Annotated in this window: 25 protein-coding genes; 8 read left to right on the top strand and 17 right to left on the bottom strand. The window is 58.6% G+C overall.

The window, feature by feature from the left end:
• The first annotated feature begins 45 nt into the window (after positions 1–45).
• Together istA (GA0004734_RS24375) and istB (GA0004734_RS24370) are read left to right on the top strand one after the other, a co-directional pair.
• Positions 46–1,542 carry an IS21 family transposase gene (gene istA, locus GA0004734_RS24375; protein ID WP_139056207.1) on the top strand — a complete coding sequence of 499 codons (1,497 nt, stop codon included), beginning with the start codon at positions 46–48 and terminating at the stop codon, positions 1,540–1,542.
• Entirely contained in the window at positions 1,539–2,297 is a 759-nt protein-coding gene (gene istB, locus GA0004734_RS24370) for an IS21-like element helper ATPase IstB (protein ID WP_092930036.1), read from the top strand. Before istA (GA0004734_RS24375) ends, istB (GA0004734_RS24370) begins: the two co-directional genes overlap by 4 nt.
• 115 nt (positions 2,298–2,412) lie before the next feature.
• Here the strand turns inward: istB (GA0004734_RS24370) and GA0004734_RS24365 are convergent, their stop codons facing one another.
• The 5 genes from GA0004734_RS24365 to GA0004734_RS24345 form a co-directional block, all read right to left on the bottom strand.
• A complete protein-coding gene (locus GA0004734_RS24365) occupies positions 2,413–2,901 on the bottom strand; it encodes a multicopper oxidase domain-containing protein (RefSeq protein WP_348626125.1) in 489 nt (162 codons plus the stop codon).
• Between the two features lie 89 nt (positions 2,902–2,990).
• On the bottom strand, positions 2,991–3,659 hold the full coding sequence (locus GA0004734_RS24360) for a methyltransferase family protein (RefSeq protein ID WP_092938615.1): 669 nt from the start codon (positions 3,657–3,659) through the stop codon (positions 2,991–2,993).
• Positions 3,660–3,661: 2 nt separating this feature from the next.
• The gene (locus GA0004734_RS24355; protein ID WP_092938613.1) at positions 3,662–3,988 is read right to left on the bottom strand and encodes a DUF2933 domain-containing protein; all 327 of its coding nucleotides are present in this window, start codon (positions 3,986–3,988) and stop codon (positions 3,662–3,664) included.
• A gap of 130 nt (positions 3,989–4,118) precedes the next feature.
• Positions 4,119–4,418, bottom strand: a complete 300-nt coding sequence (locus GA0004734_RS24350; RefSeq protein ID WP_092938612.1) for a DUF5676 family membrane protein — start codon at positions 4,416–4,418, stop codon at positions 4,119–4,121.
• A 171-nt stretch (positions 4,419–4,589) separates the two neighbouring features.
• A complete protein-coding gene (locus GA0004734_RS24345) occupies positions 4,590–5,189 on the bottom strand; it encodes a hypothetical protein (RefSeq protein WP_245292636.1) in 600 nt (199 codons plus the stop codon).
• 84 nt (positions 5,190–5,273) lie between these two features.
• On the opposite strand from GA0004734_RS24345, the gene GA0004734_RS24340 reads away from it, so the two are divergent.
• Positions 5,274–6,560, top strand: a complete 1,287-nt coding sequence (locus GA0004734_RS24340) for a hypothetical protein (RefSeq protein ID WP_092938608.1) — start codon at positions 5,274–5,276, stop codon at positions 6,558–6,560.
• Positions 6,561–7,191: 631 nt separating this feature from the next.
• Here GA0004734_RS24340 and GA0004734_RS24330 read toward each other — a convergent pair.
• A complete protein-coding gene (locus tag GA0004734_RS24330) occupies positions 7,192–8,250 on the bottom strand; it encodes an adenylate/guanylate cyclase domain-containing protein (RefSeq protein WP_092938604.1) in 1,059 nt (352 codons plus the stop codon).
• A 124-nt stretch (positions 8,251–8,374) separates the two neighbouring features.
• Between GA0004734_RS24330 and istA (GA0004734_RS24325) the strand changes: the two genes are divergently transcribed.
• Positions 8,375–9,871, top strand: coding sequence for an IS21 family transposase (gene istA / locus GA0004734_RS24325; protein WP_139056207.1), 1,497 nt, complete (start codon positions 8,375–8,377; stop codon positions 9,869–9,871).
• Entirely contained in the window at positions 9,868–10,626 is a 759-nt protein-coding gene (gene istB / locus GA0004734_RS24320) for an IS21-like element helper ATPase IstB (protein WP_092930036.1), read from the top strand. Before istA (GA0004734_RS24325) ends, istB (GA0004734_RS24320) begins: the two co-directional genes overlap by 4 nt.
• A 45-nt stretch (positions 10,627–10,671) precedes the next feature.
• Here istB (GA0004734_RS24320) and GA0004734_RS24315 read toward each other — a convergent pair whose 3' ends face one another.
• The 7 genes from GA0004734_RS24315 to GA0004734_RS24285 all read right to left on the bottom strand — a co-directional run bounded on the left by GA0004734_RS24315 (position 10,672) and on the right by GA0004734_RS24285 (position 15,448).
• A complete protein-coding gene (locus GA0004734_RS24315) occupies positions 10,672–11,070 on the bottom strand; it encodes a hypothetical protein (RefSeq protein WP_175386684.1) in 399 nt (132 codons plus the stop codon).
• 70 nt (positions 11,071–11,140) lie between these two features.
• On the bottom strand, positions 11,141–11,425 hold the full coding sequence (locus tag GA0004734_RS24310) for a copper-binding protein (protein WP_092938602.1): 285 nt from the start codon (positions 11,423–11,425) through the stop codon (positions 11,141–11,143).
• A 21-nt stretch (positions 11,426–11,446) separates the two neighbouring features.
• A complete protein-coding gene (locus GA0004734_RS24305) occupies positions 11,447–11,926 on the bottom strand; it encodes a cupredoxin domain-containing protein (protein WP_092938600.1) in 480 nt (159 codons plus the stop codon).
• Between the two features lie 32 nt (positions 11,927–11,958).
• Positions 11,959–13,308: a multicopper oxidase family protein gene (locus tag GA0004734_RS24300; protein ID WP_092938598.1), complete on the bottom strand. Its 1,350-nt coding sequence runs from the start codon at positions 13,306–13,308 to the stop codon at positions 11,959–11,961.
• 14 nt (positions 13,309–13,322) lie between these two features.
• Entirely contained in the window at positions 13,323–14,783 is a 1,461-nt protein-coding gene (locus GA0004734_RS24295) for a TolC family protein (protein ID WP_092938596.1), read from the bottom strand.
• Complete coding sequence (locus GA0004734_RS24290) at positions 14,780–15,007, bottom strand: hypothetical protein (RefSeq protein ID WP_092938688.1); 228 nt, start codon at positions 15,005–15,007, stop codon at positions 14,780–14,782. Before GA0004734_RS24290 ends, GA0004734_RS24295 begins: the two co-directional genes overlap by 4 nt.
• Before the next feature lie 90 nt (positions 15,008–15,097).
• Positions 15,098–15,448, bottom strand: a complete 351-nt coding sequence (locus GA0004734_RS24285; protein ID WP_092938594.1) for a hypothetical protein — start codon at positions 15,446–15,448, stop codon at positions 15,098–15,100.
• A gap of 232 nt (positions 15,449–15,680) precedes the next feature.
• On the opposite strand from GA0004734_RS24285, the gene GA0004734_RS24280 reads away from it, so the two are divergent.
• The 3 genes from GA0004734_RS24280 to GA0004734_RS26615 all read left to right on the top strand — a co-directional run bounded on the left by GA0004734_RS24280 (position 15,681) and on the right by GA0004734_RS26615 (position 17,345).
• Positions 15,681–16,133 (top strand): YqaA family protein, encoded by a 453-nt coding sequence (locus GA0004734_RS24280; RefSeq protein ID WP_092938592.1) that lies wholly within the window; start codon positions 15,681–15,683, stop codon positions 16,131–16,133.
• A 435-nt stretch (positions 16,134–16,568) separates the two neighbouring features.
• Positions 16,569–16,997 carry a DUF305 domain-containing protein gene (locus GA0004734_RS24275; protein WP_092938590.1) on the top strand — a complete coding sequence of 143 codons (429 nt, stop codon included), beginning with the start codon at positions 16,569–16,571 and terminating at the stop codon, positions 16,995–16,997.
• A gap of 15 nt (positions 16,998–17,012) precedes the next feature.
• Positions 17,013–17,345 carry a four-helix bundle copper-binding protein gene (locus tag GA0004734_RS26615; RefSeq protein ID WP_092938588.1) on the top strand — a complete coding sequence of 111 codons (333 nt, stop codon included), beginning with the start codon at positions 17,013–17,015 and terminating at the stop codon, positions 17,343–17,345.
• A 53-nt stretch (positions 17,346–17,398) separates the two neighbouring features.
• Here GA0004734_RS26615 and GA0004734_RS24265 read toward each other — a convergent pair whose 3' ends face one another.
• The 4 genes from GA0004734_RS24265 to GA0004734_RS24250 form a co-directional block, all read right to left on the bottom strand.
• Entirely contained in the window at positions 17,399–17,836 is a 438-nt protein-coding gene (locus GA0004734_RS24265) for a hypothetical protein (protein WP_092938686.1), read from the bottom strand.
• 69 nt (positions 17,837–17,905) lie between these two features.
• Positions 17,906–18,409: a polyketide cyclase gene (locus GA0004734_RS24260; protein ID WP_092938586.1), complete on the bottom strand. Its 504-nt coding sequence runs from the start codon at positions 18,407–18,409 to the stop codon at positions 17,906–17,908.
• On the bottom strand, positions 18,406–18,618 hold the full coding sequence (locus GA0004734_RS24255; protein WP_092938584.1) for a DUF2933 domain-containing protein: 213 nt from the start codon (positions 18,616–18,618) through the stop codon (positions 18,406–18,408). The genes GA0004734_RS24260 and GA0004734_RS24255 overlap by 4 nt, the downstream gene beginning before the upstream one ends.
• Complete coding sequence (locus GA0004734_RS24250) at positions 18,615–20,828, bottom strand: copper-transporting P-type ATPase (RefSeq protein ID WP_092938582.1); 2,214 nt, start codon at positions 20,826–20,828, stop codon at positions 18,615–18,617. The genes GA0004734_RS24255 and GA0004734_RS24250 overlap by 4 nt, the downstream gene beginning before the upstream one ends.
• Positions 20,829–21,302: the final 474 nt, after the last annotated feature.

Genomic DNA, 21,302 nt, shown 5'->3' with positions numbered 1-21,302 from the left:
ATTTCTCTTCTGCAATGAGCGCAGGAGGGCCTGGGGATCTATACCGTGGAATTATATCTGAAGGTTCGACTGGCTTGCTCGGAAGGCATGAGCCGGCGTCAGGCTGCAAAGCATTTCAACATATCGCGCGACAGCGTTTCCAAGATGCTGTCCTATTCGACGCCACCTGGCTATCAGCGACAATCACCGATCCGGCGGCCCAAGCTGGATGCGTTTGTCTCGACGATCGATCACTGGCTGGACGAAGACAGACAAGTGCCGCGCAAGCAGCGCCATACGGCCAAGCGGGTGTTTGACCGGCTTCGAGACGAATGCGGGTTCACTGGCGGCTATACGATCATCAAGGATTACATGCGCGAGCGGGATCAGCGCCGCCAGGAAGTGTTCGTGCCGCTGTCGCATCCGCCCGGCCATGCGCAGGCCGATTTCGGTGAGGCGATGGTGGTCATCGGCGGTGTCGAGCAGAAGGCGCATTTCTTCGTGCTCGACCTTCCGCACAGCGACGGCTGCTACGTGCGGGCCTATCCGGCGGCAGTGGCCGAGGCCTGGGTCGATGGCCATGTCCATGCGTTCGCTTTCTTCGGCGCCGTGCCGCAATCGATCGTCTACGACAACGACCGTTGCCTGGTGGCGAAGATTTTGCCTGACGGCACCCGCAAGCGCGCGACGTTGTTCAGCGGCTTCCTGTCCCACTACCTTATCCGGGATCGCTATGGCCGTCCCGGCAAGGGCAACGACAAGGGGAACGTCGAGGGTCTCGTCGGCTATGCCCGGCGCAACTTCATGGTACCGATCCCGCAGTTTGCGACATGGGAGGCGTTCAACACCTTTCTGGAGGAGCAGTGCCGGAAGCGCCAGCGCGACAGGCTGCGCGGCGAGAGCGAGACGATCGGCGAGCGCTTGCGGCGCGATCTGGCTGCCATGCGCGCCTTGCCAGCCTCGCCATTTGATGCCTGCGACCAGGCAAGTGCCAAGGTGACGGCGCAGTCGCTGGTGCGCTACAAGACCAACGACTATTCCGTCCCGGTCGCCTATGGCCATCAGGATGTGTGGGTGCGCGGCTATGTCAACGAAGTGGTCATTGGTGGCCGTGGCGAGATCATCGCCCGCCATCCTCGGTGCTGGGAACGGGAAGACGTCGTCTTCGATCCTGTCCATTACCTGCCGCTGATCGAGCAGAAGATCAATTCGCTGGATCAGGCAGCGCCCCTCCAGGGCTGGGACTTGCCGCAAGAGTTCGCTACGCTGCGCCGGTTGATGGAAGGCCGCATGGCCAAACACGGCCGGCGTGAGTACGTGCAGGTCCTCCGCCTGCTGGAGAGCTTCGAACTCGCCGATCTGCATGCGGCGGTGAAGCAGGCGATCCAGCTTGGCGCCATTGGCTTTGACGCCGTCAAGCATCTGATCCTGTGCCGGGTGGAACGCCGGCCGCCCAGACTGGACCTGTCCATCTACCCGTATTTGCCGAGGGCGACGGTCGAGACGACATCGGCGAAGGCGTATATGCGTCTCCTGTCGTCGGATGCGGGAGAAGTCGCATGAACACCCAAGCACCCGAGATCCTTCTCACCCATTATCTCAAAACCCTGAAGCTGCCGAGTTTCCAGCGCGAGTACCAGAAGCTGGCCCGGCTGTGCGCCACCGAAGGCGTCGATCATGTCGGATACCTCACCCGGCTTGCCGAGCGGGAGATGATCGAACGGGACCGTCGCAAGGTCGAGCGTCGCATCAAGGCGGCCAGGTTCCCGGTCGTCAAAAGCCTCGACAGTTTCGACTTCGCCGCCATCCCAAAGCTGAACAGGATGCAGGTGCTGGAACTGGCGCGCTGCGAATGGATCGAGCGCAGGGAGAACGTTATCGCTCTCGGCCCCAGCGGCACGGGCAAGACCCATGTGGCGCTCGGCCTCGGCCTGGCCGCCTGCCAGAAGGGCCTGTCCGTTGGGTTCACGACAGCGGCCGCACTGGTCAGCGAGATGATGGAGGCGCGCGACGAGCGGCGTCTCATCCGGTTCCAGAAGCAGATGGCCGCCTACCAGCTGTTGATCATCGATGAACTGGGCTTCGTGCCGCTGTCAAAGACCGGCGCGGAATTGCTGTTCGAGCTGATCTCGCAACGATACGAGCGAGGCGCGACCCTGATCACCAGCAACCTTCCTTTTGACGAATGGACGGAAACCTTGGGGTCCGAGCGCCTGACCGGCGCTTTGCTCGACCGCATCACCCATCACGTCAGCATCCTCGAGATGAACGGCGACAGCTATCGTCTCGCCCAAAGCCGCGCCCGAAAGGCCGGCTGACGCCCTTCGAAAATCGCAACGCGCGCATGAGACCCCCGCTCGGGCCTAAGCCCTCCCGGCGGTCTCATGCGCGCGCCACAAGTGGCCGACTTTTGCGCCGCCGCGTGGCAGGATTTTACTCCGCCGTTGACACATCCCTTTCATCATCGGCTGGATCGGCGACGATCAGCGGGGCGGCAAGAAGAGATTGCTCCTGCAGAGTGTGGGCATGCATCCAATGGGTGCCCGGCTTGCCGACCGGAAAGTTATAGCCACGTTGGGCTCCGGCGGCGATGAGCGGGAGCGGCGCGTCCGGCACGCCGTCGCTCGCCCAGGGCGGCGTCAGCCCGTGCCAATGCATGATCGTTGACTCGGCAGTCTCATTGCGGAGCAGGACATTGAAGGCATCACCCGCCCGCAACCGGAGGCCCGGCGTGCCGTCTGCCCGTTGGAGGCCGAAGACGCTGGCAGCCTTGCCGTTCACCTCGATCGTGCGGTGGATAATACCAAGCCGCATTTGGTCGCCCGACTGACCAGCGAAGGTCGGCCTTGGCGAGAACGCTGGCGCCGCAAGAACTGCGGCGCCAGTAAATGCGCTTTTAAGGAAATCTCGGCGCTTCATCATCGCCTCCTTCAGTTTCGAGCTCCGGAAATCTCGGAACTCAGGGTTTCATTTAGGACAACAAGGCCAACATTCGACCTGGCAGAGGGTGATCAATGTGTGCTGGGTCTGTCGGAAGCACCGAACAGCCTATTCAAGTGCGGGAAGAAGGCTGGCACCCGGGCGGCGTAGCGGTCGTATGCTTCGCCGTACTCCTTTCTTGCCTCGTGCTCTTCCACGAAGGAAAGCCGCACATACATCGCTACCAGGATCGGGAGCATCGCAAGGGTCAGCAATGTCGGCCACTGGACCAGGAAGCCCAGCATGACCAGAACGAAGCCGACGTATTGCGGGTGGCGGACATAGTCGTACGGGCCGCCAGTCGCGAGGCGGCCTTGACGCTGTGCTTCGTAGAGAATTCGCCATGCGGCCGAGATCAGCACGAATCCGCCACCAATCAGGATGAAACTAGCAATGTGGAACGGGCCGAAATGCGGATTCAGCCGCCATCCGAACATCATCTCCAGGAGATGACCAGCATCATGCGACAACCAGTCGATTCCGGGGAACCGCGATTGAAGCCAACCTGAAAGCAGATAGATCGTCAGCGGAAAACCATACATCTCCGCGAACAGCGCCACCAAGAAGGCGCTGAACGCACCGAAGGAGCGCCAGTCACGGCCTGTTCGCGGCTTGAAGAAGCTGAAGGCGAACACGATGAAAACCGCCGAATTGACGATGACCAGGCCCCAGAGGCCATAGGCTTGAGATTGCTCGACCATGGTCACGCTCCTCTTCCGCGTGTCGGACCGTTTCGCGCGCTCGGCTCAGGCTTGTTCTGATGGCTATGTCCTCCGTGACCGCCGTGCCCCCTGTGGCCGCCATGCATGAACATGTGCAGCAGAGGACAGGCCAACAGCAGCAGGAAGGGAAGGAAACCGAGGGCATGCACCCGGTGCTCAGAGAGAAGGAAAAACGCGGCGATCAGCAGGAACGCAATCGTGACCAACCCCGCCTTCGAAGTCAAAAACCCATGCGGCCTTGGCTCAAGTTCGCGCTCCGGTTCATGCCCGGCCGGGTGATCAGCCGGATGTTGTGTATGCGGGTCCATGGATTGGGCTCCTTCCACTGGACAGTTGATAGAGATTGGTGCGCGGGGGCCTGGCGATTATCACGCCAGCCACAGCGAAAAATGCCGACGAAAACGTCCATGAATTGCCTGCAGGTATCATAAGCGATCCTCAACTTGACGGGCGCTGCTTCCCGGCGGCTGCGCTGGCGACGGCATTGTAGATCGAGGCGTACACCACACCCGCGACGAAGCCGACGAGTCCAAGGCCGACAACGCCGTAGAGAACACGACCAGCGCTCATCGGCGCAGTTGATTTGATCGCGCCAAGATCAAGCCCGTGGGTGAACGCGCTGAAGAAATCGAGTGTAGCGTTCGGCCAGAGCGCGAAAGTCAGAGCACACAACATGCTCAGAAGAGCGAGCGTAATGCCCATTGCGATGCCGACGGACAGTGTAATGAGCTTATTCATTGGGACTTCTCCACTTATTTGGCCCGTAATTCGGGCCGTTCGCACATCCGGTGATCGGTATGCGAGCAACTCGCTTCGCCGAACCAGGCGCCGCTTCGCGGATCATTGGTGGAATGACGAGCCTACTGGTTCTGTCAGCCAAACAGATCCGAGAACCACGATACCGCAGCTTCAGGCGAAGTTTGTGGAGGGAGTTTGTGGAGGTCGTAGAAGAGCCTCGGGATCGACGCCTGCTGCCAAGAGCTCGGCATCCACGATGCCGTATGCGGCGATTGCCTCCCGATCGAGAGTCTTGCATCCCCTGGCAGAGGAAACGGCCGTAGCGCAACAACTTGATCCGGCCGAGGGCACGCAATTCATGCTGCATTCTTGCCTGCAACCGTTTTGCTGGCTGTCCTGGTTCGTTGCGGCAACGCGGTTTGTCACTTGGTGTGAACCGCTGGCACGGTGCGCTGTACTGTCACCGGCAACACCGAAGTTGACAGCGATACCGGAAGCTTCTCCGGAAAGACCAGGTGAACTGCTGACCATCAGGCTGCCTGCGATCAGGACGATCGCGGCGAGCAGGAAGCGAAGGTGGGTCAGCGTGTGTTCCATTTTTATAGTATAAGGCATATCACGATAACCACTTTGATCCAAATCAAAGTCAGAACACGTGGAGCGACGTAAGTAGCTAAGCAATGTTTGGAGCCTGATTGTATCTCTGTTTTGACATTCTGAACGGTAAAGCTCGGAATATTTCACGAGTATCATCACGCGGCTGGATGACACGGAGTCTCGACAACAAGCAGTTAATGCAACAAGTTGCCACCGCTCTTCTTCAGGAGAATGGCCAACAGCAGGCGAGGACGAGACATGAACGTCAAGGATCCCGGTCTGGCAGAGGCCAGCCATTCCGCGACAGAACGGTTTAACCGGAATTGCTTCTGCATTACCCTCGACCGCGCCGCACTTGGGGCGGCGCTGGATCACGAGGCCGCCGACACCGGCTTCTATGAAGCTTTCATCAAGTCACGGTCGCATCTGTTTTCCAATGTCCCGGTCTTCCTCTCCAGGTCCGCCATAGCAGAGATGGGCGGGATTGTGGATGCCATTGAGGCAGCGACAAAATTGCCGGGCTACCGCGACACCGTCCTCGCCTGGGCCCCCGAAATCTCGCAACAGGATTTCGGCCCCGCTGGCGCGCTAATGGGTTACGATTTCCATCTCGATAGTGATGGTCCCAAGCTGATCGAAGTGAACACCAATGCCGGCGGTGCGTTTCTCAATGCGCTGCTGGCCAAAGCTCAGAAGGCCTGCTGCGCCGAACTCGAACAGGGGCTTCTAGTCGCCAGAGACGATGATTTCGAAACCAGGGTTGTTGCCATGTTCGGTGACGAATGGCGCCGCCAGCGCGGCGCCGGTTCGCCACGAAGAATCGCTATCGTCGATGATCGGCCTGAGGAGCAATATCTCTATCCTGAATTCGTGCTTGCCAGACAATTGTTGCTGAAGCACGGTATCGACGCCGTGATTGGCGACGCGAGCGAACTGCACTATGATGGCGGCAGGCTCCGGCTCGCCGGCCAAGAGATCGACCTCGTCTATAATCGCCTGGTCGATTTTGCGCTGGACCGCCCGCAGCATGCAGCACTCAGCGCGGCGTATCGAGACGGCTCGGTGGTGGTTACGCCCAGTCCGTATAACTATGCGCTTCTTGCGGCCAAGCGCAATCTGACACTGTTGTCCGATCCGGCCGCGCTGGAAGCCGTTGGGCTGTCTGCAGATATGCGCTTGCGTCTTGCCGGTGTTCCGCGGACCGTTCTGGTCACGCCCGACAATGCGGACTTTCTTTGGCGGTCTCGAAAGGACATGTTCTTCAAGCCATTCTCGGGCCATGGCAGCAAGGCCGTCTACCGCGGCGACAAGGTGACGAAAGGGGTGTGGGCCGAGATCGCCCGAGGTGGCTACGTGGCTCAAGCCTTTGCCGCACCCGGGCACCGCATGATCGAGATCGATGGAGCACCCGCATCGCGCAAGATGGACGTGCGGCTCTATACTTACGATGGCAAGATGCTGCTCTCGGCCGCTCGGCTTTACCAGGGCCAGACTACCAATTTCAGGACGCCGGGCGGCGGCTTTGCCCCGGTTCTGGTGTTATGACATGCCGGACTTATTGATGCTGACTAAAAACAGGGGCTCGTCGAGCATCTGGTTTGCTTTGTTTTCGGTCGCGAAGCCCCCAATTTGGCGACTGCATGGCAAGATTAATCGTTGGCAAGCACAATACCGACCTGACCTTTAATGATTTTGGAGGTGAGTACCGAGGCACGCGATTGTTGAAATCAACCATGGGCTAGCTGTGGACGTTCGTCACATCCAAACTGACGGACGAATTGCGGCGCATAGCAAATCTTCGACCGCCGCTCGCACATGTGCTATAAATAACGTCGCCTCGTTGATTGGTGTTATACTGTTTTCTTCGCTTGCCTTGGGAGGGGTCAATGTGGAGCCGTGCGATCTTCCTACTTCCTGCCGCAGTTATCTCATCCGTGTTTGCGGCACAGGCCGCAGAACGGCCGCCATTTCACGTTTCGCATTTCCAGGGCGACGTTACCGTCAATCTGACAGTAACATCGCTGCAGACATCACCCGTCCAGGACTACGACTTCGATTTGACCATCGGCCTGACGGAATTCGATAGCGCGGGTTCGATCAAATACACCGACCAGGGAACCCACGACGTCCGCGTGAAATGTGATAGCCCCGGCAAGGTCTTCGTCGGAGGCGCGGTTTACGTACCAACCAGCGGTGTCGCTGGAAGCGACTGGAAAGAAGACCTTTGGAAATCGGTCTGCATGTCACCGGTCTCATAGTGGGCAGTAGATGCGCGATTGGCAGCGCGACGAATGTAGGCGATATCGAGCGAAGCTTTCCTGCCGGGAATTTTTATGCCGTTCGTGTACACCCATTCATTGGCAGCGAACATGTCCGGGACTTCCTCTATCATGCGGTTCGACACCACGAGTGGCGACTTTAAAAGGCTTGCCAAGGACTCCAGGCGTTGGGCGACATTGACGGCGTCACCGATCACGGTGAACTCGTCATGGAAACCGCTTTCAAGTACGCCGCCGAGAACCGTACCGTAGTGCAAGCCGATACCCGCATACAAACGGGGGCCGCCCTTCTCGATTTTCTTACCGCCCCATTCTTCGAGCGCCTCGGTCAAAGCCAACGCGCAGGCCAATGCCCGCCGCGCGTCGTCCGACTTTGGCTTCGGCTGCCCAAACACAGCCATCACCCCATCGCCGATGAACTTGTCAACGGTTCCGCCATAGGCGAACACAGTGCCGGCGACGATGTGTCGATACTCACCGAGGACGCAGGCGAGCTCGCGTGAGGAAGCGGTTTCCGCATAGGACGTGAAGTCCCGGATATCGACAAACATGATCGCCGCGTCCCGCCGCTCGAGGTCAAGGCTGGCACTTGCAGTCTGAAGATCGGCGACGACCGTCGGCGAGAAGAAGCGTGACAGGTTCATGCGCTTTTCCTCGATTCTCAAGGCCTGCCTGACAGTGCGGTCGTGATCGCGCGCCAGCAGATATACCGCCATCGCGGTAAACGCGAAACTCACCGTAAGGCCGAGGTCCTGGTTGAAGAAGTTGGCCAATAGTGTTCCGGGCGAGCTGTCGTGATGACGGAACGCCATGATGGCAAGCATAAGGACCCATGCCGACACCACGATCGTCGAAAACACGATGATCAACCAGCGATCGAGCTTCAGGGCTACGTGGTTCAGAAGAATGAATGACACGACCAGGCTCGATGTCGTGAGGTTATGATCTTGGGTAATTGTGAGAGCGGCGGTGCAAAATTAGACCACGGTAGCGGCGGGATTGTCCCGCTTCGGGCGGCGTAAAAGTCGGCCACCTATTTCTCTTCTGCAATGAGCGCAGGAGGGCCTGGGGATCTATACCGTGGAATTATATCTGAAGGTTCGACTGGCTTGCTCGGAAGGCATGAGCCGGCGTCAGGCTGCAAAGCATTTCAACATATCGCGCGACAGCGTTTCCAAGATGCTGTCCTATTCGACGCCACCTGGCTATCAGCGACAATCACCGATCCGGCGGCCCAAGCTGGATGCGTTTGTCTCGACGATCGATCACTGGCTGGACGAAGACAGACAAGTGCCGCGCAAGCAGCGCCATACGGCCAAGCGGGTGTTTGACCGGCTTCGAGACGAATGCGGGTTCACTGGCGGCTATACGATCATCAAGGATTACATGCGCGAGCGGGATCAGCGCCGCCAGGAAGTGTTCGTGCCGCTGTCGCATCCGCCCGGCCATGCGCAGGCCGATTTCGGTGAGGCGATGGTGGTCATCGGCGGTGTCGAGCAGAAGGCGCATTTCTTCGTGCTCGACCTTCCGCACAGCGACGGCTGCTACGTGCGGGCCTATCCGGCGGCAGTGGCCGAGGCCTGGGTCGATGGCCATGTCCATGCGTTCGCTTTCTTCGGCGCCGTGCCGCAATCGATCGTCTACGACAACGACCGTTGCCTGGTGGCGAAGATTTTGCCTGACGGCACCCGCAAGCGCGCGACGTTGTTCAGCGGCTTCCTGTCCCACTACCTTATCCGGGATCGCTATGGCCGTCCCGGCAAGGGCAACGACAAGGGGAACGTCGAGGGTCTCGTCGGCTATGCCCGGCGCAACTTCATGGTACCGATCCCGCAGTTTGCGACATGGGAGGCGTTCAACACCTTTCTGGAGGAGCAGTGCCGGAAGCGCCAGCGCGACAGGCTGCGCGGCGAGAGCGAGACGATCGGCGAGCGCTTGCGGCGCGATCTGGCTGCCATGCGCGCCTTGCCAGCCTCGCCATTTGATGCCTGCGACCAGGCAAGTGCCAAGGTGACGGCGCAGTCGCTGGTGCGCTACAAGACCAACGACTATTCCGTCCCGGTCGCCTATGGCCATCAGGATGTGTGGGTGCGCGGCTATGTCAACGAAGTGGTCATTGGTGGCCGTGGCGAGATCATCGCCCGCCATCCTCGGTGCTGGGAACGGGAAGACGTCGTCTTCGATCCTGTCCATTACCTGCCGCTGATCGAGCAGAAGATCAATTCGCTGGATCAGGCAGCGCCCCTCCAGGGCTGGGACTTGCCGCAAGAGTTCGCTACGCTGCGCCGGTTGATGGAAGGCCGCATGGCCAAACACGGCCGGCGTGAGTACGTGCAGGTCCTCCGCCTGCTGGAGAGCTTCGAACTCGCCGATCTGCATGCGGCGGTGAAGCAGGCGATCCAGCTTGGCGCCATTGGCTTTGACGCCGTCAAGCATCTGATCCTGTGCCGGGTGGAACGCCGGCCGCCCAGACTGGACCTGTCCATCTACCCGTATTTGCCGAGGGCGACGGTCGAGACGACATCGGCGAAGGCGTATATGCGTCTCCTGTCGTCGGATGCGGGAGAAGTCGCATGAACACCCAAGCACCCGAGATCCTTCTCACCCATTATCTCAAAACCCTGAAGCTGCCGAGTTTCCAGCGCGAGTACCAGAAGCTGGCCCGGCTGTGCGCCACCGAAGGCGTCGATCATGTCGGATACCTCACCCGGCTTGCCGAGCGGGAGATGATCGAACGGGACCGTCGCAAGGTCGAGCGTCGCATCAAGGCGGCCAGGTTCCCGGTCGTCAAAAGCCTCGACAGTTTCGACTTCGCCGCCATCCCAAAGCTGAACAGGATGCAGGTGCTGGAACTGGCGCGCTGCGAATGGATCGAGCGCAGGGAGAACGTTATCGCTCTCGGCCCCAGCGGCACGGGCAAGACCCATGTGGCGCTCGGCCTCGGCCTGGCCGCCTGCCAGAAGGGCCTGTCCGTTGGGTTCACGACAGCGGCCGCACTGGTCAGCGAGATGATGGAGGCGCGCGACGAGCGGCGTCTCATCCGGTTCCAGAAGCAGATGGCCGCCTACCAGCTGTTGATCATCGATGAACTGGGCTTCGTGCCGCTGTCAAAGACCGGCGCGGAATTGCTGTTCGAGCTGATCTCGCAACGATACGAGCGAGGCGCGACCCTGATCACCAGCAACCTTCCTTTTGACGAATGGACGGAAACCTTGGGGTCCGAGCGCCTGACCGGCGCTTTGCTCGACCGCATCACCCATCACGTCAGCATCCTCGAGATGAACGGCGACAGCTATCGTCTCGCCCAAAGCCGCGCCCGAAAGGCCGGCTGACGCCCTTCGAAAATCGCAACGCGCGCATGAGACCCCCGCTCGGGCCTAAGCCCTCCCGGCGGTCTCATGCGCGCGCCACAAGTGGCCGACTTTTGCGCCGCCGCGTGGCAGGATTTTACTCCGCCGTTGACAGGTAATTGGGTTCGCCAGAATGTGTTCATAGAGAATGACCACAACCAAGGCGGCATCGAGCATCACGAAAAGCGGACCGAGGTGCATTTGTTTGGGGAAATAGATAGCTGCCGCGACAGATGCCACGCTGACGATCAGATACACCGAATTGACGATGACATGGGTGGTAAAGCTCGCGAGGCCGTCACCGAACACGAGGTTGGCGAATAGGATCGAAAGCACCACGAACCGCAGCGAAGCTGACCTTATTTCCCGCGTGGCTGCACTGTTGCCGAACGGCGATGATTTTTGATCCATGATCCAAGCCAGCATGATCGAGAATTTTCGATCCGGAGAATGAGGTCGGACGGGCCGAGCGTTTGAAAGGCTCGGCCCGATCGCTTTACTTGATTTCCGTGACGGTCAGCTTGCCCTCGAGGCGCTCGGCCACGAATTCAATATTCGCGCCTTCCTTGAGCTTCCCGAGCATTGCGTCGTCCTTAACGCGGAACACCATGGTCATGGCCGGCATTTCGAGGTCCTTGAGTTCCTCGTGGATGAGAGTGACCTTCTTTGCCTTGGCATCGACTTTCTTGACCGTGCCCTTGGTAAATTCCGCCGCGAAAGCGGCGGAAGAAATGGCTACCGCGAAAAGGGCTGTCGAGGCGAATTTTATGATGGATTTCATGTTATGTCTCCTTGCGTGGAATTACTTCTTGGCCACGGTCACGTCGCCGTGCATTCCGGCGTCATAGTGACCGGGTACCAGGCAGGCGATTTTGAAAGTGCCGTCGTTGGTGAACTTCCAGATGATCTCGCCGGACTTTCCGGCAGCCAGGCGGATCGCGTTTGGATCGTCGTGTTCCATTTCCGGGAATTTCTCCATGACGGCCTTGTGCTCCATGACCTTGTCTTCTTGGTCGAGGACAAACTCGTGATCCAGTTCGCCCGCATTTTTGATGGCGAACACGACCGTCTGGCCCTTGCGGACTTTGAAGGTGTTGGGCGTGAAGATCATCTTGCCGTCGTCCGTCTCCTTCATGGAGACTCGGATGGTCTGTGTGGCCTGCGCCTTTTTGCCGGGTTCTCCGACGGCCATAGCCCCGTCATGCCCACCTTCGTGGGTGCCGGAGGCGAGAGCGGGAGTTGCGAGCGCCGCCAGAAACAGTGCGATCATTGCAGTTTTCATAATATTGTCCTTTGGTTCGTTGGGAGAGAAGATCAGCCGTGTTTCACTGGTTTTGGCGTGATCTGGGTTTTTGCGTCCTTGGCCTTGGTCGTATCGGGCAGTTCGCCGCTCCACTCCCAAGCCTGCGTACCGGGTGGGTTTTCGTACCAGCCGGGATCGGTGTAATCGTCGGCCGCGATACCCTCGCGGACCTTGACGACGGAGAACATTCCGCCCATCTCGATGGGACCGTGCTTCCCCCATCCCGTCATCATCGGGACGGTGTTCTCCGGAATCTCCATCTCCATCTCGCCCATATCGGCCATGCCGGCTGTACCCATGGGCATGTATTCCGGGCGGATTTTCCTGATTTTCTCCGTGACGGTTTTTTTATCGACACCAATAAATGTCGGGACATCATGTCCCATGGCATTCATCGTGTGGTGCGACTTGTGGCAATGGATTGCCCAGTCACCGAGGTATTTTGCGTCGAACTCGTAGGCACGCATCGCGCCGACGGGGATATCGATGCTGACCTCTGGCCAGCGGGCTTCGGGCCTGACCCATCCGCCATCCGTACAGGTGACCTCGAAGTCGTAACCGTGCATGTGGATCGGATGATTGGTCATGGTCAGGTTGCCAACACGGACGCGCACGCGGTCGTCCTTGGAAACGACGAGTGGACTGATCCCGGGGAAGATACGGCTGTTCCAGGCCCAGAGGTTGAAGTCCGTCATTTCCATGATGCGCGGAACGTAAGTTCCGGGATCGATGTCATAGGCGCTGAGCAGGAACACGAAGTCTCTGTCCACTGGCATGAACTTCTCGTCCTTGGGATGAATGACGAAAAACCCCATCATGCCCATGGCCATCTGGACCATCTCGTCCGAATGCGGGTGGTACATAAAGGTCCCCGACTTCACGAGGTCGAACTCGTAGACGAAGGTCTTGCCGACGGGAATATGCGGTTGCGACAGGCCGCCGACGCCGTCCATACCTGATGGCAGTATCATGCCGTGCCAGTGGACGGTCGTATGTTCTGGTAGTTTGTTGGTGACGAAGATGCGAACGCGATCGCCTTCGACGGCTTCGATGGTCGGGCCCGGAGATTGACCGTTGTAGCCCCAGAGATGGGCAGTCATGCCTTCGGCCATTTCGCGCTCCACCGGTTCGGCGACAAGGTGGAATTCCTTGACACCGTTGTTCATTCGGTGTGGCAGGGTCCATCCATTCAGCGTCACGACCGGTGTATAGTTGGGTCCTGACGACGGTCTGACTGGCGTCTGTGTTTCGGCGGTTTCCATGAGCGCCGCCTCCGGCAGCCCCATGTTTGAGGTTTTTGCCCATGCAGCGGTCGAAACGAGAGCCGCGCCAGCACCGAGCATCTGTCTTCTGTTAAACATTCTCTTGTCCTTTCTCAGTGACCGCCGCCGCTTTCGGCAGCCGCTGCGACCTCGGTCTCGCCACCTGCCGCACCCGCACCGCCGCCATAGATGGCAGGCGCGAGATTGGCTTCGGCCAACCAGAAATCGCGTTTTGCATTGACGGCGAGGAGGATCGAGTTGACCTTTTCCCGGCTGTCGGCGAGCAGTTCGAACGTGTTGGAAATCATGCCGTTGTAAGTGAGAAGGGATTCCTCCTCGATCTTGGTGCGCAACGGCACGACACTGTTGCGGTAGTGCCTGGCGATATCGTAGTTCGACCGATAGGCCTGATACGCGGACCTGGCCTCAGAACGGACGTTCACCGCCTTTTCCGCGAGCAGGTTTACCGAGCGCATGTAGGCCAGTTCGCCCTTCCGCATCCGGGCCTTGCCGCTGTCGAAGATCGGGATCACGAATTCCAGCTCGACATTGCCGGTCGTGTCCTTCTTCTTTTCACCGTCCTCCAATTCGCGTTCGGTCTCAAATCCGGACAGGATTTCGAGATCGGTGACGTAGCGTGTCGCTTCCGTCAACTTGTAGGATTTTGCGGTGGTATCAAGGTCGAGCTTCGCCATCTGCAGGTCAACCCGACGTTGCAAAGCCTCGGCTTCGATGAGGTCTCGCTTGACAAGACCCTTGGGAAGCTGCGGCAGGCGATTGGGAATCTGGTAGTCGATGTCCGAGCCCCAAAGTCCCACAAGACGTGTCAGCTCTTCCTTTGCTAGGCGAGCTTCAAGCCTTGCCTTGGCGGTCTGGCCTGCCAGTTCAGCATAAAAGACATGCTCGCGGGCCTGGCCGCCCTTCGTCATGGAGCCTGTTTCGCCAAGTTTCTTCGCCAGTTCCGACGCTGCGTCGGCGGCGGCTTGTGCCTGGCTGAGCTGGGCGACCGTCTCCCAGGAGGCAACGGCAGTGATCCATGCGCGACGAGTCTCCGCCGCCAGCTGAAGTGTCCGAACGGCAGCAGCGAGCTGTGCCTTGCGGAACCCGGCATCGGCGATTTCGACGTTCCGCTTGTGGGTCACGAGTGCAAGAATGTTGGTGGCAATCACACCTTCGATGGCCCTGTAGGCTTCGAGACCGGGAGTGCCGATCCCCGTCAGGCCGATACCGACCGTCGGGTTTACGAGCATCGTGGACTGCCATGCATCCGCCGAAGAGTCTCCAAGATCGGCGTAGGCCGCCTGCAGACCCTTGTTGTTGAGAAGGGCTATCTGCACCGCCGTCTCGACGTCGACGGTCTTTTTGGTGAGGAGCGTCTTTACCCGGCCTGAGACCAACTGCGCGTCCTGGCGATTCTGCACCCAAACGGTGTCCTTTCCCGTCGCCTCGGCCGTTTTGTTTGAAACGTTCGAAAACCCGGCGGTTGTCGCAGAGTATTCCGTCGATGATACGCATCCACCGAGAATGAGCGGCAGTGCAACAGTCGCAGCGCATTTAAAAGTGAAAAGGCTCATGACGCGTCTCCTTCCGGAGCCTGCGCGTCGTTCTGGTTTCGCCACGGTTTTGGATCGACCGGGACGCGGTGCGTGTAGCCCGTAACGGGGCTTTGGTAGCGGACGGGACGAACGTCGACCGGGAGGTCGGCAAGGTCGCCCGAAGCAATGACTTCAGGAGGCAACGTGGCAGCGCAACCGCTCACAAGGAGCGGCAAGGCAACCACCAGAAATATAGGTTTCATGGTGTAATCCGAATAGGAGATGGCTGCGGCGCAGTGGGCAATCACACCCACCTACGCACGTTCAGACCCGCAAGGACGGGCGTGTCCTATTCAGATATTCGGAGGGCGATGCAGCGGCACGAGTTCGCCGACGACACGATTGTCGTTGATGAATTTGCGGATGGAATCCATCACGACGGGGCCAACGTCCACATCGGCGGTCGCGACAATCGCAAAACTCAAGCAGAAGTCTTTGCAGCACTCCTGCTTCGCAATTTTCTGCATGTCATCGGGAGAGGCGCTCTCCTCTCCATGGACGTGGTCGCCGTTTGTCACCTCGTGGTGGTCGTCAGATTGGACGGTCGTGGATGTCGCTATCGACCCATGCATTGCTGCCGAAGCAGCAGGCAATGAGTATCCAGCCAGTGATGCGATGATCAACAACCGAAGCAGAACCAGCATTTTTTCCAATGTGATTCGATACATACCCATGCCCGAGGACTACCATCAGCCCGGAAGTTGTCAATTACGAGCTTCATCTATCAGATGATTCGCGTCGATTATGTGGCGCTGCACAAGGAACATCCCAACGAAGGACCATGAAAGAAACCTTGTAGAGCTTCCAACGATGGCAAAGTCAACAGGACTTTAAAGGGGAGTGTGGAATTTATGGGAGATATGAGGGTTACATTCAGTGAGTAGCTTAACGGCCTATATCGGACTTTTCCTGGTTGCCTTCGGAGCGGCCACAGTCCTGCCGTTTCAGTCCGAACCGGTCCTCATTGGCTTGCTCGTTTCGGGTAAATTCTCCGTGCCGGGCCTCCTCATCGTCGCAAGTGTCGGGAACATTCTCGGAGCAGTGTGCAACTGGGTTCTCGGCCGGTTCATTGATCGTTTTCAGGACAGGGCTTGGTTTCCGGTGAAGAAACCTTCGCTAGAAAGAGCCAGTGGTTGGTATCGGCGGTATGGCCGATGGTCGCTGCTGTTGTCCTGGATGCCCCTGTTCGGGGATGCGCTGACGGTGATAGCCGGAGTGTTGCGTGAGCCCCTGTGGTCCTTTTTGATACTCGTTACAGTCGCAAAGACCGGCCGCTATCTTGTCCTCGCGGCGCTGACGCTCGGGACAACCTCAGCCTTGGGGTTCTGAGGTATCAGAACCAGCAGAAACGGGAACATTCTTCTGGAAGACGCGTTGAAGGCGAAAGGAATTGCGTCTCCAATGCCTCTGTTGAGAACATTTTACCGCCTGGTGCGAATTGCGGCCCTGTGCCTCATGGTGGTGAACCTCCACGGCGCAGCGGTTGGCCAATTCAGCGCCAAACACAATTGCCCGTCGATTACCGAGCCCGGCCAAAGCAATCCAGCATCCGTTCATCATGCGGGTTGCTGCTCCAATTTGCACTGCTGCCCGATTCTGGCAGAGCCGCCGTGTGCCGATGCGAATGCAGTCGTCCCCCGACCGGTTACGCCGATCCTGAACGAACTTAGTCCGTTCCTGCTCGTGCGTGCGTTCCATCCCCCTCCTAAACTCCCTGGCTGAATTGTCGAATCCAAATATGTGAATCCAATCAGGAGAACAGAGATGAAAACCCTCGTAAAGTATTCGCTCGCTGCAGTAGGCGCTCTTTCAATACTTGCCATTATGCCAACCGCCTCTTTCGCGGAGATGGCCTATCCGGAAAAGTGCAAGTCCGAGATGGACATGTCGAAGATGGATATGATGTCCGGTGACATGGGCATGGGCGACATGATGACCGACCACCAGAAGGCATCAATGGAAGGCATGAAGCCGATGCACATGAACATGATGCAGGGCATGATGAAGAAGGACGCCGACGTTGCTTTTGTCTGCGGTATGATCGCCCATCACATGGGCGCAATCAGCATGTCCGAGGTCGAGCTGAAATTTGGTGACAATGAATGGGCCAAAAAGACCGCTCAGAAGATCATCGACGCGCAGACCAAAGAAATCGCAGAGATGACTGAGTGGCTCGACAAGGAAGCGAAGTAGGAAGGGAGAACGAACATGCATCACCTTTCAGACGAAATGAAAGCCTGCATCGATAATTGTCTCGCCTGCTACCGCGAGTGCTTATCGATGGCCATGGGGCACTGCCTGGAAATGGGCGGCGAACATACCGAGCCGAAGCATTTCAGGCTCATGATGGCCTGCGCGGAAATCTGCCGGACCTCGGCGCATTTCATGCTCATTGGTTCGGAGCATCATAAGCACGTCTGCCGAGAGTGCGCCGAAATCTGCGCTCAGTGCGCCGAGGATTGTGAGCGCGTCGGGGACATGGAGTCGTGTGTAGCGGCTTGCCGTCGCTGTGCGGAGAGCTGCACAAAAATGGCGGCTTGAAAAGTTGGGGGAGAGCACACTCTCATCCGTGCTCTCCCCCAACCGGAGTTTCATCAGGCCTTTGCCCCTTCAAACCAATAGGCGATCAAACTCGCGGCCCAAAGGGCGAAGAGACCAAGCAGTGCCCACCTGAAGTCGGAGTTGATCGCGAAATTGACGGCTGTCATCGTTCCAATCGAAACCGCGCCTCCAAGTATGGCACCGAACGCTGCTATGGGCTCTCGGGAGCGGTAGGCCGTCGCGGCAAACGTCATCATAAGAATACCCGTTCCCATCACGAAGCCTCCAAGGACCGCAAAGACAAACCCAAGCCAATCTCTCAAGCTGGGCCCGACCGCCGACAGGTCCCCTTCGGTCAACTGCATGTAACGCACGTCCTCTGGCAGCAGCGGTGGGCGAAAGAGAACAAAATAAATCCCGATGCCGACCACGACGATCCCCGTCATCGTCAGTAGCAGAGCTGAAGGTGTCCACTTACGTCTATCGAGCATCGTCTTCTCCTCAAAGCAGGCCGCTCTCGTTGATGCGCCCATCGCCCTCGCCATCGCGACTGCGCTGCGTCAGTCCGGACCGAGTTTCGCCGAAAATGCTGCCGTGGCAGCCGCCGCCATCCGCTTGACGCACCATCTTGCGTAGACTGCACCTAGCAAGGTCCCAGCGATCCGGCCAACCACGGACCTTGGATAGTTGTAATCGATAAACACGTGGAGACGGCAGAGACGCCCGCTATCCTCTATTTGGAAGCGCATCCGGTAACTTCCGATAATGAGAAGGCGCGGCTCTCCTACCGTTTCCCATGCTTTTAGAAACGGTGGTTGCCGCCGAGTGACGACTTCCTCCACATACAGTTTCAAACCAGCTACTTTTCCGGTCATCTTGATTACGGAACCGACACTTCGACCGCGAGCTTCGTCGAAATCATATGCCATGCTCCCCCACAGCATCATTATCGACGATCTCTGCATGTGCGTGCCGGGGTTTGCCTGGTCGTCCATGTAGTCAAATAGCCGTTCTGCCGACGTCGTCACCTCAACATCTGCCTGTGCGGAGTGTGCGTAGATCAACGTGTTTCATCCTTACCCAGGCGGTCCTCGCCGTGAACACCATGGCCATGGCCACCGTGGCCATGAAAGAGATGCAGGACGGGGCAAACTAACAGGAGAAAGTAGGGCGCGAGACCAAATGCATGCGCCCAGTGCTCGCGCAGGAGGAAGAAGGCGAAGATGACGCCCATCGACGCAGCAATCAGCGTCCATTTGCGATCCCATTTCATATCCGTACACTCCTCAATCTGAGGGCGTTGCCAATGACGCTTACCGACGAAAGCGCCATCGCGGCCGCAGCGATGATCGGAGACAGCAAAAGTCCGAACGTGGGGTAGAGCACTCCAGCGGCGATTGGGACGCCAGCCGCATTATAAATGAAGGCGAAGAACAGGTTCTGCCGGATATTGCTCATTGTCGCGTGGCTGAGTTCACGAGCCCGGACAATCCCTTGAAGATCGCCTTTGAGCAGTGTGACGCCCGCGCTTTCAATCGCGACATCCGTTCCGGTTCCCATAGCAATTCCGACATCTGCGGCAGCCAGGGCAGGGGCGTCGTTCACTCCATCTCCGGCCATAGCGACGATCCGGCCTTCTTCCCGCAGACGCTTGACGATCTTGCTCTTGTCCTCCGGCAGGATTTCGGCCTCGACCTCGGTGATCCCGAGCTTGCGGGCAACTGCGTCGGCCGTGGTCTTGTTGTCGCCCGTCAGCATGACGACCCGGACCCCTGCCTTCAGCAAAGCTTGAACTGCATCTGGCGTCGTCGTTTTGATCGGGTCGGAGATCGCCAAAAGGCCTCCAACACGGCCGTCTATCGCGACGAAGATTACCGTTGCGCCTTCACCCCTCATCGCTTCCGCCTGGCTGGTGAGAGCCGAGACATCGATATGAGCTTCCTCCATGATGCGGTGGCTGCCTATGATGAGTCTTCGTCCGTCGACACTTCCCGTGACCCCTTTGCCAACCGGGCTATCGAAGTCCTGCGCCACGCCGAGAGCCAGTTGCCGTTCCGTCGCCGCGTTAACAATGGCAGTTGCCAGTGGATGCTCGCTCGCCCGTTCCAGTGTTGCCGCCAGTCGCAGCAGTTCGGATTCTGTGAACTCATTTATCGCGGCCATCGACGTTACCTTAGGTTTACCCTCGGTCAGGGTTCCGGTCTTGTCGACGACCAACGTGTCGATTTTCTCGAAACGCTCTAACGCTTCGGCATTCTTGATCAAGACACCAAGACCTGCACCCCGGCCAACGCCCACCATGATCGACATTGGGGTCGCAAGACCCAATGCGCAGGGGCATGCGATGATGAGCACTGCGACTGCGGCTACAAGGCCGTGGGCAAAGCGCGGTTCTGGTCCCCATATCATCCACGCTACGAATGCCACGATGGCAATCCCGATCACCACGGGAACGAACCAACCGGAAACTTCGTCGGCCAGGCGCTGGATGGGCGCTCGCGAGCGCTGGGCGTCCGCAACCATGCGGACGATCTGCGCCAGCATGGTATCGCGGCCGACTTTTCCTGCCTCCATGACGAAGCCACCGGTCTGGTTCATCGTCCCGCCTATCAGCTTTGCACCGACCTCTTTGGTGACGGGCATCGATTCACCGGTGATCATCGATTCATCAACCGAACTGCGTCCTTCGATAAGGCTGCCATCGACCGGGACCTTTTCACCGGGGCGAACCCGAAGCCGATCCCCGACGACAACCATCTCCAGGTCGATGTCCTCGTCGACACCATCACGGACGCGGCGTGCCGTCTTAGGGGCAAGGTCAAGAAGTGCGCGGATGGCTCCACCGGTCTGTTCACGGGCTTGCAACTCCAGCACCTGTCCAAGCAGGACCAGTACCGTGATGACGGCTGCAGCTTCGAAATAAATGGCGACTGAACCGTCTGCGGAGCGGAACGTGGCGGGAAACAGACCAGGTGCAAGGGTTGCAACGACGCTGTATATCCACGCGACCCCCGTCCCCATTGCTATCAATGTGAACATGTTCAGGCGCATAGTGACGAGCGACTTCCATGCTCGCTCGAAGAATGGAAAGCCTGCCCATAGGACGACAGGTGTAGCAAGAACGAGCTGAATCCAGTTCGAGGTCTGGGCACCAAGCGCCATGTGAAGATTGGTGAGGTGTCCACCCATCTCCAGCAGGAGCACAGGCACGGACAGAACGAGCCCGATCCAGAAGCGACGTCTCATATCGAGGTATTCGGCGCTCGGCCCGGTTTCTGCTGTGACCACTTCCGGTTCCAGCGTCATCCCGCAGATTGGGCAGTTCCCAGGCCCTATTTGCCTTACCTGCGGATGCATAGGGCAAGTGTAAATCACGCCTTCCGTCTGATCGGTGACCGGACTTTTCTCGGCTGCCAGCGTGGCCTGAGCTTGATGTTCACCATGATGGTAATAGCGACCTTTATGGTCTTTTTGAACGTCCATTGGATTTAGTTCCCTATTGGTTCGCCTCGTTCGGAGCGTCCCCCTGGCTGATCCAAGACTTTGCAAGGAGATGCAGTACCAGGGTGTCGGCAATTGTCACCGACATGGTCGCCGTGCGGGTATCGCAGGTAACCGACGATCATCCCGCCGTTGAGCGGAGGTGTTCAACCAGTGGATCGGGGAGGGCCGAGAGCAGGCGAGGAGCTGTGGCCTGTGATGGACTGCTGAGGATCAAGATATCGCTGAGCGCCAGAATCCAGGTGAAAAACAACAGGGTCCGAAGCCGGAAGAATGACGTTGCACAGGCTGCATACGCTGTTGCAGCAGGCCTTCTGCTCGACAGGGTGGCGATCACCTTGCCAGGCTACGTCGCCCATGGACGTTTCGACATGTACAGCTTGAGGTAAGTCGTTATCGCACATTTCGGGAGCAGCCTCGGCCATCGGCGCGACGAGGAACATAATTGCGACCAAA

The sequence above is a fragment of the Rhizobium sp. 9140 genome (assembly GCF_900067135.1).
GTDB lineage: Bacteria > Pseudomonadota > Alphaproteobacteria > Rhizobiales > Rhizobiaceae > Ferranicluibacter.
The sequence above is the reverse complement of the archived record's forward strand: the minus strand, read 5'-3'. Positions and strand labels throughout refer to the sequence as shown.